14 protein-coding genes are annotated in these 17,480 nt (G+C 33.3%); 11 read left to right on the top strand and 3 right to left on the bottom strand.

The genetic code is table 11. The features are described from left to right. Positions 1–123 precede the first annotated feature (123 nt). From RM697_RS07945 to RM697_RS07910, 8 genes are all read left to right on the top strand, one after another. The gene (locus RM697_RS07945) at positions 124–2,967 is read left to right on the top strand and encodes a WD40/YVTN/BNR-like repeat-containing protein (protein WP_311427334.1); all 2,844 of its coding nucleotides are present in this window, start codon (positions 124–126) and stop codon (positions 2,965–2,967) included. A gap of 39 nt (positions 2,968–3,006) precedes the next feature. Beyond that, the gene (locus tag RM697_RS07940; RefSeq protein ID WP_311427333.1) at positions 3,007–3,873 is read left to right on the top strand and encodes a hypothetical protein; all 867 of its coding nucleotides are present in this window, start codon (positions 3,007–3,009) and stop codon (positions 3,871–3,873) included. A 163-nt stretch (positions 3,874–4,036) separates the two neighbouring features. Next, a complete protein-coding gene (locus tag RM697_RS07935; protein ID WP_311427332.1) occupies positions 4,037–5,272 on the top strand; it encodes a hypothetical protein in 1,236 nt (411 codons plus the stop codon). Positions 5,273–5,373: 101 nt separating this feature from the next. Continuing rightward, on the top strand, positions 5,374–6,030 hold the full coding sequence (locus tag RM697_RS07930) for a succinate dehydrogenase cytochrome b subunit (protein ID WP_311427331.1): 657 nt from the start codon (positions 5,374–5,376) through the stop codon (positions 6,028–6,030). Between the two features lie 15 nt (positions 6,031–6,045). Next, positions 6,046–8,043: a fumarate reductase/succinate dehydrogenase flavoprotein subunit gene (locus RM697_RS07925; RefSeq protein ID WP_311427330.1), complete on the top strand. Its 1,998-nt coding sequence runs from the start codon at positions 6,046–6,048 to the stop codon at positions 8,041–8,043. A 9-nt stretch (positions 8,044–8,052) separates the two neighbouring features. Next, positions 8,053–8,799, top strand: a complete 747-nt coding sequence (locus tag RM697_RS07920; protein WP_311427329.1) for a succinate dehydrogenase/fumarate reductase iron-sulfur subunit — start codon at positions 8,053–8,055, stop codon at positions 8,797–8,799. Between the two features lie 81 nt (positions 8,800–8,880). Beyond that, complete coding sequence (locus RM697_RS07915; protein ID WP_311427328.1) at positions 8,881–9,789, top strand: M28 family peptidase; 909 nt, start codon at positions 8,881–8,883, stop codon at positions 9,787–9,789. Between the two features lie 8 nt (positions 9,790–9,797). After that, positions 9,798–11,570: a MutS-related protein gene (locus RM697_RS07910; protein ID WP_311427327.1), complete on the top strand. Its 1,773-nt coding sequence runs from the start codon at positions 9,798–9,800 to the stop codon at positions 11,568–11,570. A gap of 51 nt (positions 11,571–11,621) precedes the next feature. On the opposite strand, the gene RM697_RS07905 is transcribed toward RM697_RS07910, so the two are convergent. Together RM697_RS07905 and RM697_RS07900 are read right to left on the bottom strand one after the other, a co-directional pair. Then, complete coding sequence (locus tag RM697_RS07905) at positions 11,622–12,020, bottom strand: hypothetical protein (protein ID WP_311427326.1); 399 nt, start codon at positions 12,018–12,020, stop codon at positions 11,622–11,624. Between the two features lie 85 nt (positions 12,021–12,105). After that, positions 12,106–13,359, bottom strand: a complete 1,254-nt coding sequence (locus RM697_RS07900) for a 3-deoxy-D-manno-octulosonic acid transferase (protein ID WP_311427325.1) — start codon at positions 13,357–13,359, stop codon at positions 12,106–12,108. Between the two features lie 142 nt (positions 13,360–13,501). Between RM697_RS07900 and RM697_RS07895 the strand changes: the two genes are divergently transcribed. From RM697_RS07895 to RM697_RS07885, 3 genes are read left to right on the top strand one after another with little or no spacing between them, the layout of a single operon-like run. After that, on the top strand, positions 13,502–14,659 hold the full coding sequence (locus RM697_RS07895) for a DegT/DnrJ/EryC1/StrS family aminotransferase (RefSeq protein ID WP_311427324.1): 1,158 nt from the start codon (positions 13,502–13,504) through the stop codon (positions 14,657–14,659). Beyond that, positions 14,652–15,665 (top strand): UDP-glucose 4-epimerase GalE, encoded by a 1,014-nt coding sequence (gene galE / locus RM697_RS07890; protein WP_311427323.1) that lies wholly within the window; start codon positions 14,652–14,654, stop codon positions 15,663–15,665. The genes RM697_RS07895 and galE overlap by 8 nt, the downstream gene beginning before the upstream one ends. A gap of 20 nt (positions 15,666–15,685) precedes the next feature. Continuing rightward, positions 15,686–16,963, top strand: coding sequence for a metal-dependent hydrolase family protein (locus RM697_RS07885; protein WP_311427322.1), 1,278 nt, complete (start codon positions 15,686–15,688; stop codon positions 16,961–16,963). On the opposite strand, the gene lspA is transcribed toward RM697_RS07885, so the two are convergent. After that, positions 16,964–17,479, bottom strand: coding sequence for a signal peptidase II (gene lspA, locus RM697_RS07880; protein ID WP_311427321.1), 516 nt, complete (start codon positions 17,477–17,479; stop codon positions 16,964–16,966). Position 17,480 lies beyond the last annotated feature (1 nt).

Raw genomic sequence — 17,480 nt, 5'->3', positions numbered from 1 at the left:
TTTATAATAAAGATGTGATTAGAGTGTCACATTAGTAATATTATTTACTATTAAACTTTATGTTAGTTTTTTGAAGGTTATGTCATTATTCATTAATTTCAGGCATCTAAAAAATTAACCAACATGTCGTATTCCAAAACCTTATCATTTCTCCTTTTTATAGGCTCATGTTTTGCTGTTGCACAACAACCTTCAACTTCTCCTGAAATTGTGAAACAAGCCTTGGCGCAAAAACAACGAATGGCACAAACCTCATTAGTGAAAAATGTACCTTTTAATAATATAGGACCAACAATAATGAGTGGACGTGTCGTAGACTTAGATGTAAACCCTGAAAATCCCTCGGATTTTTATGTAGCTTATGCATCTGGAGGCGTTTGGCATACCATTAATAATGGAACAACATTTACACCAATTTTAGATAATTCAGATACGCAAAATGTTGGTGATATTGCTGTGCATTGGCCAACAAGAACAATTTATGTTGCTACTGGTGAGAATAATGCTTCACGATCTTCTTACGCAGGTATTGGAATTTTAAAATCTACAGATAATGGAGAAACATGGACTAATGTTGGCCTCATGGATGCGCATCATTTTGCACCAATTTTAATTCACCCAGAAAATCCAGATGTGGTTGTCGTTGGTGTAACGGGACATCTATATTCATCTAATAAGCAACGCGGTATTTATAAAACTACTGATGGTGGAAAAACCTGGAATCAAAAACTCTTTGTAGATGATGCGAGTGGTATTATTGATTTACAACACAGTCCAAAAAACTACAATGTTATGTTTGCGAGCTCTTGGACTAAAGATAGAAAAGCATGGAATTTTACAGGAAATGGAAAAAACTCAGCAATATACAAGAGTACTGATGCTGGAGAAACTTGGACCAAGATTTCAACAGAGAAAAGTGGTTTCCCTATTGGTGAAGGTGTTGGTAGAATAGGAGTGGCTGTTTTCAATGACAATATTGTTTATGCTGTTCATGATAGTCAATTTAGACGACCTGATGATAATGATAAAGAAGAACGAAGAGGTCTGACAAAAAATGATTTTAAAGCTATGACTAATTCTGACTTTTTAGCATTAGATGATAAAAAGTTGAATAATTTTTTAAAGACAAATGGATTTCAAGAAAAATATAGATCCGATAATGTAAAGCAAATGGTCCGTTCTGGTCATTTAAAACCTATTGATTTAGCTAAATATTTAGAAGATGCTAACTCTATGTTATTTGACACACCAGTTGTTGGTGCTGAGGTATATAAAAGTACTGATGGTGGAAAAAGTTGGAGTAAAACTCATGATGATTATTTAGATGGAATATACTTTAGTTATGGTTATTATTTTGGTCATATTCATGTGTCTCCAGTTAATGAAAATGATATTTATATCTATGGAGTACCAATAGTAAAATCTAAAGATGGTGGTAAAAACTGGACGTCCATTAGTGCAGAAAATGTGCATGCAGATCATCATGCGTTATGGATTAATCCAAAGAATCCTAATCATCTTATAGATGGTAACGATGGAGGCGTAAATATTACTTATGACGATGGTGAAAATTGGATTAAGAATAATGCGCCTTCAGTTGGACAATTTTATGCTATTAATGTAGATAATGAAAAACCATATAATGTTTATGGTGGACTACAAGATAATGGTGTTTGGGTTGGCGCTCATAATGCACCAGAAAATAAAGGATGGCATCAGAGCGGACAATATCCATGGAAGAGTATTATGGGAGGAGATGGTATGCAAATTCAAATAGACTCTCGTAATTCCAATATCGTATACACAGGTTTTCAGTTTGGAAATTATTTTAGAATTAATAGAGAAACAGATGAATTTAAACGCTTTAATATAAAGCATCAATTAGGTGAAAACCCTTATCGTTTTAATTGGCAAACACCAATTTTATTGTCACCACACAATCAAGATATATTGTATTTAGGAGGTAATAAACTAATGAGATCTATGAATCAAGGTGATGATTGGCAAGCCATTAGTGACGATTTAACCAATGGAGGAAAAAAAGGGAATGTAGCTTATGGAACAATTACTTCTATTTCTGAAAGTCCTTTTGAGTTTGGCTTAATTTATTCTGGAAGTGATGATGGTTTAATATATATAACTAAAAATGCAGGAGGAAGCTGGACTAAAATTTCTAATTCTTTTCCTAAAGACCTTTGGGTAAGTCGTGTAATAGCCTCGCAGCATAAAAAAGAACGTGTGTATGTGACTTTAAATGGTTATCGTTGGGACGATTTTAAAGTGTATATATACATGAGTGAAGACTATGGGCAGACATGGAAAGATATAAGCAGTAATATTCCTGCATCACCAGTAAATGTGATTAGAGAAGATTCAGAAAATGAAAATGTATTATATCTAGGGACCGATAATGGTGCTTATGTATCTTTTGATATGGGAAGCAGTTGGGAAATATTTTCAAATGGTATTCCAAATGTTGCAGTACACGATATCGTTATACAACCAGAAGCTAAAGATGTTTTATTAGGTACACATGGACGCAGTATTTATAAAGCCAATATTGCACCATTACAAAAAATGAATGACAACATGATGAGCAAACCTGTTACATTATTTAGTATAGCATCTGTGCGCCATTCTAATCGTTGGGGAAATTCCTGGAGCCCTTGGTTAGAGGCTTACGAGCCTAAAACAACCATTCAATTTTATAATAATACTTCAGGAGAAAAAACCATTAAAATTGTATCTAAAAAAGGAGCTCAATTAAATAGTATAACCATTAACGCAGACAAAGGGTTTAACTATGTAAATTATAACTTAGAGATAACTAAAAAAGGAAGAAAAGCTTTATTGAAGGAAAATAGTAGTATTGATATTAATGAAGCTAGTAACGGAAAATACTATCTACCAAAAGGTAGTTATTCTATTGTCATTGATGATATTTCAAAAATATTAGAACTCAAATAAAATACATATTTAAGCGTTAGAGTATAAATTTATAGATGTATGAAAATCTTAAAATGTATTCCTCTTTGGTTATTAATTTGTCTACTATTTGCCTGTAGTTCAGATTCTGATAACTCAGCTAATAATCCAAGTTTAATCATTAAATTTAAATTTGATCCAAACCAACAGCGACTTGGTAATCTTGGTCAGCCAGTTACAGTAGCTCCTGGTAATGCGGCTCAATCTCCTTTAATAGCCAGAATGAGTGCTAATTATATTGAATTCGCTCCAACTACAACTACGTTTTTAGGACAAGGAGAGGTTATTTACGAAGGTGCTGAAACAAATCTTGGAGGTAATATGGCAATAGATTTTCAACAATCCCTCTTTGCTGGAAATAATGATACTTTTTTGAGTATCCCACTCAATGAAGTCAATACAGGCAGTTATCAATGGGTCAGAGTTTCGCTTGCGTACCAAGAAGGAGCTATTGATTTATTGGTTAATGGTACTGAAATTTCTGGAACCCTAGGTAGTTTTGTTGGTTACAACAATTACATAACGTCATTTAATTTAAATGGTAGTTCTATTACTGTTAATGATGATAAACTTCAGGGCTTTTGGGCTTTTGAAGCTTTAGGTTTTACAACACAAGGTCAGGCTCCAGAAGGAGCTACAACAGTACCTAATCCTTTATTTGCAACATCACCTGTGCCTCAAGGTTCTTGTGTTGTTACAGGTGAATTTGAAAATGGTTTTACAATAACAGGAAATGAAACCGAAGATGTAGAAGTTGTACTATCATTTTCTATCAATAATAGTTTTGAATGGACCGAAGTCAATATTGATGGTAAATATGAGCCAGAAGCTGGTGAGCAGGTCGTTGATATGGGATTAAGAGGATTAATTCCAATAGTTTCAAATTAAGAGTTGGTAACTATTTTTGACATTTCTTTCACATATTTTTCACATAGTTTTATTTTATAATCCGTTAGTTTGAACAAATTATTAGGTTCTGTATACTAGAATCATTTTAATGCGTTAGTGATAATGTAGCATTATTCAAACGCTTAACCATCAATCAACCCATATGCAAAAAAGATTCATTTTAATTCTTCTTTTTTTATCTAGTTATTTATCATTTGCACAAACCAATATCACTGAGCAAATAAGTATTTTTTTAGACTGTAATGTTTGCGATAGCGAATACTTAAGACAAAATCTCGGTAATACTCAATTTGTTAGAGATCAATTTTTAGGAGATGTACACGTTTTTGTAGTTACACAACGAAATGGAAGTGGGGGACGAAGCTATGAGATGCAATTCATTGGTAAAAAAGAGTTTGAAGCCATAAATTACACCCTTACTTTTTCTACAGATACTAATATGACCAGAGATGAAACACGTCAACGTGTTTTAGAATATCTTAAGTTAGGTTTGGTAAGGTTTTGGATTGCCAACGGAACCACAGACGAGGTTAAAGTTAGTGTTCCGGTACCTGAAGAAGAAAAAGACGATGTTGAAGAAGATGATCCATGGAATTACTGGTTGTTTCAGGTAGGAGCAGGAGGATTCTTTGATGGACAAGAGCAAAGTAGATTTAGTAATATTAATATCAGTGCTTCAGCAAGAAGGGTTACAGAAAAAAATAAGTTTTCATTACGAGCACGCTTTAGTGAAAGTAGAAATGTATTTGAGTTTGAAGGTGAAGAAATTGTAGGTATTAATGATAGAAAATTTTTAAATATTAGTGATATCATAAGTATTAACGATCATTGGTCATATGGATTTTTTGGGAGTATTGGATCATCCACTTTTAACAATACAGATTTATATTATACGTTTAGGCCAGCTTTAGAATACAGTTTTTTTGATTATGTAGATTCAGCAAAAAAACAACTTACAATATCCTACAGAAATGGTATACGTTTTAACGACTATATTGAGCGTACTGTTTTTAATAAAACAGATGAATACTTATGGGAACATGGTATACAACTTGGAGGAAGGGTAAACCAAGAATGGGGAAATTTTAATGCCGAAGTCTCTTATAATCAGTTTTTAAATGATACAAGTTTATACGCTGTAAATTTCTTTGTTGGTACAAGAATACGCTTGTTTAAAGGATTTAATTTTAATTTAAGCGGAAGTTATTCTATTACCAGAAATCAAATTAATTTACCAGGAGGTGACCTGTCTTTAGAAGAGTTGCTTCTGCAACAACAGCAATTGCAATCTGGCTATAATTATTTTGTAAGTATAGGATTTAGTTACTCTTTTGGTTCTATCTACAATACTATAGTAAATCCTAGATTCGACTTTTAGATTAAAATCATTCTAAATAATTAATAATAATATAGAGCAGTTGGCAATACGCCATTTGCGCCGTATTTTTGTAGTACTAACAAATTAAGATTAGATCTACAATGGGAATTTTAAATTCTTCAATTGGAAGAAAGTTTGCCATGGCACTTTCGGCGCTCTTCCTCATGTTTTTTCTTTTACAGCATTTCGCAATAAATATTCTGTCTGTTTTCAGTGCAAATGCCTTTAATGCTGCATCTCATTTTATGGGAACATTTTGGGCTGTTCAATTTATTCTTCAACCTATTTTAATCATAGGGATATTATTCCACTTTACGATGGGTATTATTTTAGAATTACAAAACCGAAAGGCTAGAAAAGCATCTTATGCAAAAAATAATGGCGCTGCAAATTCTTCGTGGATGAGTAGAAATATGATATGGACAGGGCTTATTATTGAAGCTTTTCTTATCATACACATGGCTAATATTTGGTGGCATGAAATGACAGTAAAGTATATCAATCCACAAGAGCCAAATCCAACACGCTATTATCACGAGCTCGTAGAGCATTTTGAGAGTCCTTTAATTGTCGGGATCTATATTGTGGCATTTGTATTCTTAGCATTACACTTGTTACATGGTTTTAATTCTGCCTTCCAATCTATAGGTGCAAATAATAAATATACAAATGGCTTAAAAGGATTAAGTAAAGTGTATTCAATTGGAATACCAGTTGGATTTATTTTCATTGCACTTTATCATCATTTTGCACATTAAAAACTTATCATAACTATGGCTTTAGATTCTAAAATACCACAAGGACCACTAGCAGATAAGTGGACAAATCATAAAAACTCAATAAATTTAGTAAATCCAGCAAACAAGCGTCTAATTGATGTTATTGTTGTAGGTACAGGTTTAGCTGGTGGCTCTGCAGCAGCTACTCTTGCAGAATTAGGTTATAATGTAAAAGCATTTTGCTTTCAAGATTCTCCAAGACGTGCACACTCTATCGCAGCACAAGGAGGAATAAATGCGGCAAAAAATTACCAAGGTGATGGTGACTCAACCTATAGATTATTTTACGACACCGTAAAAGGTGGTGATTATCGTTCGCGCGAAGCAAATGTCTACCGTTTGGCTGAGGTATCTGCTAACATTATAGATCAATGTGTAGCACAAGGTGTTCCGTTTGCACGAGAATATGGTGGTTTATTAGATAATCGCTCTTTTGGTGGTGTATTGGTTTCACGTACCTTTTATGCTGCTGGTCAAACAGGTCAACAGTTACTTCTCGGAGCATATTCTGCAATGAATCGTCAGATTGGTCGCGGAAAAATTAAAATGTACAATCGTCATGAAATGCTCGATGTTGTTATTGTAGATGGTAAAGCAAGAGGTATTATAGCACGTAATTTAGTGACAGGAGAAATAGAGCGTCATTCGGCACATGCTGTAGTTTTAGGAACTGGTGGTTATGGAAATGTATTTTTCCTTTCTACAAATGCCATGGGATCTAATGTTACAGCAGCTTGGAAAGCGCACAAACGTGGTGCCTATTTTGCTAACCCTTGTTACACACAGATTCACCCAACCTGTATTCCTGTATCTGGTGATCATCAGTCCAAATTAACCTTGATGTCTGAATCTTTGCGTAATGATGGACGTATTTGGGTACCAAAACACAAGAAAGATGTTGAGGCTATTAGAGCTGGTCAACTAAGGCCAACAGAATTATCAGAAGAAGATAGAGATTACTATTTAGAGCGTCGTTATCCTGCTTTTGGTAATCTTGTGCCTCGAGATGTGGCTTCTAGAGCAGCCAAAGAGCGTTGCGATGCTGGTTATGGAGTTAATGCTACAGGTGAAGCGGTGTACTTAGACTTTGCTTCAGCTTTTATGCGATATGGAAGAGAACAAGCGCATGTTAAAGGTTTGGATGAAAATGACGACGCTTTAGTGAAAAAATTAGGTCAGGACATTGTGAAAACGAAATACGGAAACCTATTTCAGATGTATGAAAAAATTGTAGATGAAAACCCTTATGAAACACCAATGATGATTTACCCAGCAGTTCATTACACTATGGGAGGTGTTTGGGTAGATTATAATTTACAAACCACAGTTCCTGGATTATATGCTATTGGTGAGGCTAACTTCTCGGATCATGGAGCAAATAGACTTGGTGCTTCTGCATTAATGCAAGGTTTAGCTGATGGTTACTTTGTGTTGCCTTATACTATTGGTGATTATTTAGCTGACGATATTAGAACAGGACCTATTTCTACTGAAACTGCAGCATTTGAAGAGGCTGAAAAGAATGTTAAAGACAATATCGATCATTTAATTAATAATAAAGGAACAAAACCTGTTGATTATTTCCATAAAAAATTAGGAAAGATCATGTGGAATAAATGTGGAATGGCACGGAACGAAAAAGAACTTAAAGAAGCCATTTCTGAAATTTCTGAGTTACGAGCTGAGTTTTGGAAAGATGTCAGAGTTCCGGGTTCTGCTGATGAGTTTAATGAGGAATTAGCAAAAGCAGGACGTGTTGCTGATTTCTTAGAATTAGGTGAGTTGTTTGCTAAAGATGCCTTGCAACGCGAAGAATCTGCAGGTGGTCACTTTAGAGAAGAATACCAAACACCTGAGGGTGAAGCTATGCGTCGTAAAGAGTTTCAATATGTGTCTGCATGGGAATACAAAGGAGAGCCGAAAGATGCTGTATTACATAAAGAAGATTTACAATACGAAAATATAGAAGTAAAAGAAAGAAGTTATAAATAAAGGAAAGCTATGAATTTAACGTTAAAAATATGGCGTCAAAAGAACGCGAATGATAAAGGTAAAATGGTAGATTATCAGATTTCTGATGTATCACCAGATATGTCTTTCTTAGAAATGTTAGATGTATTAAATAGTGAATTAATTACAAAAGGCGATGAGCCAGTAGCTTTCGATCACGATTGTAGAGAAGGTATTTGTGGTATGTGTTCCTTATATATTAATGGCGAAGCTCATGGGCCAGATAGAGGTGTCACAACTTGTCAGTTACACATGCGTAAATTTAAAGATGGTGACACCATTTATATAGAACCCTTTAGAGCGTCAGCATTTCCTGTAATTAAAGATTTAGTTGTGGATAGAAGCGCGTTTGATCGTATACAACATGCAGGTGGATTTATTTCTGTAAATACATCTGGTAATACCATTGATGCTAACGCTATACCTGTTAATAAACATGATGCTGATGATGCCTTTAGTGCTGCAACTTGCATTGGTTGTGGTGCATGTGTTGCAACTTGTAAAAACTCTAGTGCCATGTTATTTGTTGGTGCTAAAGTATCTCAATTTGCATTATTGCCTCAAGGACAAGTTGAAGCAACAGATCGTGTACTAAATATGGTAAAACAAATGGATGAAGAAGGTTTTGGTAACTGTACTAATACTGGAGCTTGCGAAGTAGAATGTCCTAAAGGTATCTCTTTAGAGAATATTGCGCGTATGAATAGAGAATATTTAAAAGCTAGCTTGAAAGGTTAGGTAAATAATTATTGAATATGTTTTTAGAATCCTAAGCCATTGCTTGGGATTTTTTTATTAATTTGAAATCAAATCCCTCTAATGAAAAAAATAACAGCCATATTAGGCTTTATCTTTTGCTTTACAATAATTAGTTGTAAAGAAGGTAAAGCTCAAACATATCAGTTTAATGATACTCAACTTTTAGAACGTGTAAAAGTTTTAAGTTCTGATGATTTTAAAGGTCGCAAAGCAGGAGAACAAAGCAGTACTTTGGCACAAGATTATATTATTAAACAATTTAAAGATCTTGGAGTTGCTGGATTCAATAATAAATATAAGCAACACTTTACCTTTAGTAGACAAGATAAAGTAATAAATGCTACGAATATTCTCGCAGAAATTAAAGGGTCAGAATTTCCTGAAAAGTATATTGTTATTAGTGCGCATTACGATCACTTAGGTGTTAGTAATGAAACTATTTATAATGGAGCAGATGATAATGCTTCAGGAGTTTCAGCCATGGTTAGCTTTGCAGAATATCTAGTTAAAAACCCACCAAAGCATAGTGTGATTTTTGCTGCCTTTGATGCTGAAGAACTAGGACTTAAAGGCGCAAAGCATTTTGTAAACACCATTGATAAGGACAAGGTGCTTGTTAATCTAAATATGGACATGATTAGTCGTAGCTCTAAAAACGAACTCTATGTTGTTGGCACTCGATATAATGATGCATTAAAAAAGATTATTGAAGCATTTAAAAATCCAACAGATTCTAAATTAATACAAGGTCATGATGGAACCGATGACAAACAAAACTGGACTATGTCGTCAGATCATGGACTATTCCATTTAAAAAAAATTCCTTTTTTATACTTTGGTAACGAAGATCATAAAGCGTATCACCAACCAACAGATGACTTTGAAGATATTACTCCAGAATTTTATAAAAATGCTGTAACAATTATCCTAAATATTTTTAAGGCTATTGATGATACTGGTTTAAATTAGTTGTTTTTATGCAGAAACCAGAATTATTTTACAAGACACAATTAGAATTAAATCAGTCAGATTCTAAACGTATTTTTAAACAAATGGGATTGCTTAGTATCTTAAGACTAAGTGTATTTATGCTGTCTGCTTTTGGTATTTATCTCACTTTCCAGAATTGGAAAATTTCAATAATTGTTGGTCTTACAGGTACTGCAGTATTTTTGTTTTTACTCTCTAAGTATACCGATTTAAAGGCAAAACGAGCTTTACATAAACGATTAGTTGTAATTAATAAAGAAGAACTTGGCATTGCATCTGGTCATTTTTATCATAGGGAAGATGGCTCAGAGTTTCAAAATCCAAAGCACTATTTTAGTTTAGATATCGATTTATTTGGACGAGGATCTTTCTTCCAGTACATTAATAGAACTACTATTAATGAAGGGACTGTAACACTTGTTAAGTATTTACTTTCAAATTCAATAATAAATATAGAAACCAAACAAGAGGCTATAAAAGAGTTATCAAACTTACCAGAGTGGCGACAGTACTATTCGGCTACTGCTCAAGGTGTAAATGTTGAGCATTCAGCAGTTTCGATAATTAAGTGGTTAAAAGACTATAAGCCGTTTTTAAACAAATCTATCTATTGGTTAACTCTTGGTTTTAGTGTAGGATCAGTGGTCATTATAGCTTTAGGGATTTTGGAGTTTATTCCTATTGAATATATTGGGTATTGGCTGCTTTTAGGTTTGAGTATTACAGGCAAATATTTAAAATCAATTAATAAAGTTGCTCAACATACCGAAAAAGCAAAAGACACCTTTAGGCAATATGCATTATTATTAGAACAGATTGAGAAAAACCAGTTTAATTCAGCTTTACTCAAAGAGCAACAACAAAAAATCGAATCTGAATTCTTAAAGGCATCTCAGATATTTTCAAAATTCTCAAAAACTTTAGATGCTTTAGACAATAGAAATAATTTTATGTCAGCGATTTTTGGGAATGGATATTTACTATGGGATATAAGACAAACCTACCATGTAGAGCAGTGGATTAGTGTATATGCCTCTAAAGTTGAAGATTGGTTTGAGGTGGTTACCTTTTTTGATGCCTACAATAGTTTTGCAAACTATGCCTTTAACCATCCAGAGTTTAATTATCCCGAAATTACTGATAAAGACATTACAATTTTAGCTATAGATTTGGGTCATCCACTTCTAGATAATAATAAGCGTATTAATAGTGATTTAAAATTGCATGAAGAGCGGTTTTTTATTGTAACAGGAGCAAACATGGCAGGTAAAAGTACATTTTTGAGAACGGTTGCTTTACATATTGTAATGGCTAATGTTGGATTACCTGTTTGTGCTAAAGCAAGTGCATATAAGCCTATTAAGTTAATAACGAGTATGCGAACAACAGATTCATTAACTGATGATAGTTCGTATTTTTTTAGTGAATTAACTCGACTTAAATTTGTAGTTGATACTATTGAAAAGGATACTAATTACTTTGTGATCCTAGATGAAATTTTAAAAGGTACAAATAGCACAGATAAAGCCATTGGTTCTAGAAAATTTGTTGAAAAACTGGTTAAGCTTAATGCCACAGGGATTATAGCTACGCACGACCTAAGTCTTACAGAAATTGAAACAGAGCTAGATGCAGTTAAAAACTATTATTTTGATGCAGAAATTATCAATGATGAACTCAGTTTTGATTACAAATTAAAACAAGGTGTTTGCCAAAACATGAATGCTAGTTTTTTACTTAAAAAGATGGAAATTGTATAAATAAAAAAAGCCTAGATAAAACTAGGCTTTTAATTTTTATTGAAGATTTTTTTAGTTATCTTCTTTAAGCTTATCGGCTGCTTTGTTTAATTCATCAGCACCTTTTTCTTTAGCTTTTTCTACAGCATCTTTACCAGCTTCTTTGGCTTTATCAACTGCACCATCAACAGCATTTTTAGCGTCGTCAGCCATTTCTTTACCAGCTTCTTTAGCGTCTTCTACTGCGCCATCAACGGCATCTTTAGCATCTTCTACTGCACCATCAACAGCTTCACTAGCATCATTTGCTGCGTCTTTAACAGCATCTGCTGCATTATCTGCTGCTTCACCAGCCTCATTAGCTGCGTTCTCAATTGCATCTTCTGCCTTGTCTTCTTTAGTTTCTCTACATGATGTAAACGTTACTGCTAAAGCAAGAACCATTACCATGCTTAATACTACTTTTTTCATTTGTTTTAATTTAGCGTTAATTGTTATGGGACTAAAGTAAGAACTTAGTATTAAAAAAAGATAAATTTCTTTAACATTTTTTACTTTAATCTTTAATTTTGATGTATTTACGAATGTAATCCATGATTTGGATGACTGCACCTCTATTATTTTTAATATAACTACTATTTTTATTCCCAGCCTTATTTCTGTACTCTACATTTTGTATTAATTGTTTTAGTATAGAAAATAGTTCTTCTCTATTATTTACAGAGAACATACCTTTTTTTGAGATCATAGCTTTAGCTTCTGGGAACTCATCATAATCTTTACCAATAATTATTGGAACCCCAAAAACAGCAGCTTCTAGTGTGTTATGAAGCCCTGTTGATCCCATAGCACCACCAATATAAGCGATATCTGCATAGTTGTAAGTTTTTGAAAGTAACCCTATAGTATCTAAAATAAGAACATCGAAATCTGAAATATCTCTATTTTGATGTTCAGAGTACAAAACCACTGATTTTGTTATGCGCTCCTTTAAGTGTTGTATATCTTTTAATTTAATATTGTGAGGCGCTATAATAAACTTTATGCTGTCATTCTTAATAGTGTTAATAAAAGGAACTAAGATGTCTTCGTCTTCCTTCCAAGTACTACCTGCTACAATACAGCATTTATCATTTTTAAACTCTGTCATGAAATTTAGCGAATTATTGATGCTAATTTGATTTGTAACACGATCAAATCTTGTATCGCCAGAAACAGTAACATTAGGATAATGTATAGTTTCTAATAATTTTTTTGAAGTTTTATCTTGTGTGAAAATATGAGTAAAATAAAAAAGAGATTGTCTCATAAAACGACCATACCATTTAAAATAGCTATGTCGTTCTTTAAACAATGCCGATATTAATAGTGTTGGAATATTATGAGTATGCAATTGATACAAATAGTTTGGCCAAATTTCGTACTTAACAAAAACAACCAGTTGAGGATTGATAGTTTTGATGATTTTTTTTGAATTGTTTATTGTATCAAAAGGAAGATAAACTACAACATCTGCTATTTCTGTGTCTTTCCTAATTTCATAACCCGAAGGAGAAAAAAAGCTGAGTACAATTTTTAAATGAGGATAATCTGCTTTAAGTTGCTCAAAAACAGGCAGACCTTGCTCGTATTCACCTAAAGACGAACAGTGAAACCATAAAGTTTTATCATTGGTAGCAATACAGTTCTTTAGTTTTGTAAAAGTTTGGTTTCTCCCATCCACACCAAGCTTTAACTTGTTGTTAAATAAGCTAACTAACTTAACATGAAAAATCGCAATATGCGTAAGAATGTTATAAAGAATTCTCACAGTCTAGTCTTTGTTGCTAAAATACATCTCTTTAGCTAAAGCATTAATAATAGAGCACTATTTTTTGTATTTTCGCTTTACTCAGATGTATTATAATCACGTAATCATTGCAATGCTTGAGTAAAAGAATAAAATTGTCTTCATGAAAAAAATTCAAATGGTAGACCTACAAGGTCAATATCAAAAAATAAAGGATGTAGTAGATCCTGCAATCCATAATATATTAGATTCTGCAGCTTTTGTAAATGGACCTATGGTTCATGAGTTTCAAAAAAACTTAGAAAATTATTTGAATGTAAAACACGTTATTCCATGTGCAAATGGAACAGATGCTTTACAAATTGCCATGATGGGATTAGGTTTAGAACCAGGAGATGAAGTCATAACCGCAGATTTCACTTTTGCTGCAACTGTTGAGGTTATTGCGCTATTACGCTTAACTCCTGTGCTTGTAGATGTAGATAAAGACACTTTTAATATCAATATTGAAGCTGTTAAAAAAGCCATTACTCCAAAAACAAAAGCTATAGTTCCTGTTCATTTATTTGGTCAATGTGCTAATATGGAGGCTATTATGCAAATAGCAGAAGAACACAATTTATATGTAATAGAAGATAATGCTCAGGCTATTGGTGCAAATTACACGTACTCAGATGGTACTAAAAAGAAAGCAGGAACAATTGGCCATGTAGGAGCGACTTCGTTTTTTCCATCTAAAAATCTAGGATGTTATGGCGATGGAGGTGCCATTTTTACTAATGATGATGATTTAGCTCATACCATTAGAGGAATCGTTAATCATGGTATGTATAAACGATATCACCATGATGTTGTTGGAGTAAATTCTAGATTAGACTCTATACAAGCAGCAGTTTTAAATGCCAAGTTAGTGCATTTATATACTTACGGAAAAGCAAGGCAACGAGCAGCAAAACGATATAACGATGCATTTAAAAACGAAACTAATATTCAAACTCCAGTAACCGTTAGCTCTTCTTGTAATAGCATATGCGAGCAATGTGATTGCCACGTATATCATCAATACACACTTAAAGTTAAAAATATAGATAGAGATGCATTAGCTAAATATCTTAATGAAAACGGAATTCCTTGTGGTGTTTATTATCCAATTCCACTTCATGCGCAAAAAGCTTATGCAGATGAACGTTATAATGAAGATGATTTTACAGTTACTAATGCTCTTGTTAAAGAAGTAATCTCATTACCTATGCATACCGAATTAGACGATGAACAAATAGAATATATAACTTCAAAAGTTATTCAATTTATAAATGGATAGAATACTCGTAACAGGAGGCTTAGGTTTTATAGGTTCACATACTGTTGTAGAATTACAAAATGAAGGTTTTGAAGTTGTTGTTATTGATAATTTATCGAACGCTTCAATTTCGGTATTAGATGGTATTGAATCTATTACAGGTGTTAGGCCTTTATTTGAAGAATTAGATCTTAGGCATAAAACTGAAGTCATTTCTTTTTTTAAAAGATATTCAGATTTAAAAGGGATAATCCACTTTGCAGCGAGCAAGGCAGTAGGAGAAAGTGTGAAAATACCTTTGCACTATTACGAGAATAATTTAAATACACTGGTTTATACTCTTAAAGAGTTAAGTAAAATTGAGCATCAGAACTTTATATTTAGTTCTTCTTGTACAGTATATGGTCAGGCTGATCAATTACCTATAACAGAAGAGGCTTCTGTAAAAAAAGCACTATCACCTTATGGAAATACCAAGCAAATTGGCGAAGAGATTATTCAAGATTTATGTTTGGTTTCAGATAAATTTAAAGCAATATCCTTGCGTTATTTTAATCCTATTGGAGCGCATCCAACTGCTAAAATTGGCGAATTACCGCTTGGAGTTCCGCAAAATTTAGTGCCATATATTACGCAAACTGCCATAGGTAAAAGAGATGAGTTATCTGTGTTTGGTGGAGATTATCCAACACCAGACGGAACTTGTATAAGAGATTATATCCATGTAGTTGATTTAGCTAAAGCTCATGTTGTAGCTTTAAAAAGACTATTACAATCTAAGAATACTAATAACTACGAATTTTTTAATTTAGGAACAGGTAAAGGTAGTTCAGTGTTAGAAGTTATAGAGTCTTTTGAACGTGTTTCAGGAAATACTTTAAACTATAAAATTGTAGATAGAAGGGCTGGTGATGTTGTTTCGGCTTTTGCAGATACAGAAAAAGCTAAATATATTTTGGGCTGGCAAACAGAGCAATCTTTGGATGATGCTATGAAAGCAGCTTGGGAATGGGAGAAATCTCTCTAACAACTATAAATACATAAATTATGAAATTTTTTTTATCTGTTATTCTCGTATTTATATCAACAATTATTTTAGCACAAAGCACATTTTTACATTGTGGTAAAATAGTTGATACTAAGTCTGGTGAAGTACTTACTGAAAAAACAATTATAGTATTAGATAACAAAATTGTATCTGTAAATGATGGATACGCCAAACCAGAATCTAGTAATACGACTGTCATTGATTTAAAATCAAAAACTGTGCTCCCTGGATTAATAGATATGCATGTTCATATTGAGCACGAAACAAATCCAAAGCGCTACGTTCAAAAGTATATTTTAAATGAAGCTGATGTAGCTTTTAACTCTGTTAAGTATGCAAACATTACTTTAATGAGTGGTTTTACAACGGTTAGAGATTTAGGTGGTTCTGGAGTTAATGTATCATTAAGAAATGCTATCAATGCTGGGAAAATAAATGGACCTCGAATTTTTACTGCCGAAAAAGCCATTGCCACAACTGGTGGTCATGCGGATCCTACTAATGGTGCAAAACGAAGTTTAACAGGTAATCCTGGACCAAAAGAAGGCGTTATTAATGGTGTTGAGGATGCAAAAAAAGCCGTAAGACAACGTTATAAAAATGGAGCTGATTGTATTAAAATCACTGCTACTGGTGGCGTTTTAAGCGAAGCTAAAAATGGACAAAATTCTCAATTTACTATAGAAGAGATTAAAGCTATATGCGAAACTGCTAAAGATTATGGGTTCCATGTCGCAGCACATGCGCATGGCGACGAAGGTATGCAACGTGCTATATTAGGAGGTGTTAAAACAATAGAACATGGAACACTTATGAGTGCCGAAACTATGGAGCTTATGAAAGAGCATGATGTTTACTTAGTTCCAACAATTAGTGCAGGAAAGTTTGTAAGTGAAAAAGCAAAAATCTCTGGTTACTATCCAGAATTAGTAGTGCCAAAAGCACTAGAAATTGGGCCTAAAATTCAAGATATGTTTGCAAGAGCTTATAAAGCTGATGTTAGTATTGCTTTTGGTACAGATGCAGCAGTGTTTTACCATGGTGACAATGGTAAAGAGTTTAGTTATATGGTTAATGCTGGAATGCCAGCTATTGAAGCCATACAATCTGCCACAATAACTAATGCTATGTTGTTAGGAATGGAAGATACTTTAGGGCAAATTAAAGAAGGGTTTATTGCAGATATTGTAGCTGTTAACGAGGATCCAACTCAAAATATTTCAACTTTAGAAAATGTGGTTTTCGTAATGAAAGAAGGTAAGGTGTACAAGCAATAGTTAGGTTGTAACCTCAGTTTGCTTTTTCTTCCCAAAGAAATTACTAAAAATAAGAATGATAAGCCCTGTAGTCACTGACATATCTGCTACATTAAAAATCCCTGTTTTAAATACGCCTCCTAGACTGATGTAAAAGAAATCTGTGACTTCTCCAAAAACAATTCTATCAAAAACATTAGCAATACCTCCACCAATGATGCAGCAAAAGGCAAACAAACTCCATTTATCTAATTCTTTAGTTTTAAAGATATAATAGGTAACGTAGCCTAATACCAAAACAGGTAGAATAAGTAGAAAGATAATTCTTAAAGTGTCATTCATGTCACTTCCCATACCTAAAAAAGCACCTTTATTTTCAACATAATACATTAAAAATTTTGCACCATCACCTTGAATATCTCCAAGAATTGCTAGCTGTTCTTTGAGGTCAAAATTGCGTCTTACTAATACTTTTGAAACCTGATCTACTGCAATATTAATGATTATGAGTAGAACTATTTTTACAGATCGAAACATA

This window comes from Microcosmobacter mediterraneus (genome assembly GCF_031846265.1).
GTDB lineage: Bacteria > Bacteroidota > Bacteroidia > Flavobacteriales > Flavobacteriaceae > Microcosmobacter > Microcosmobacter mediterraneus.
The sequence above is the reverse complement of the archived record's forward strand: the minus strand, read 5'-3'. Positions and strand labels throughout refer to the sequence as shown.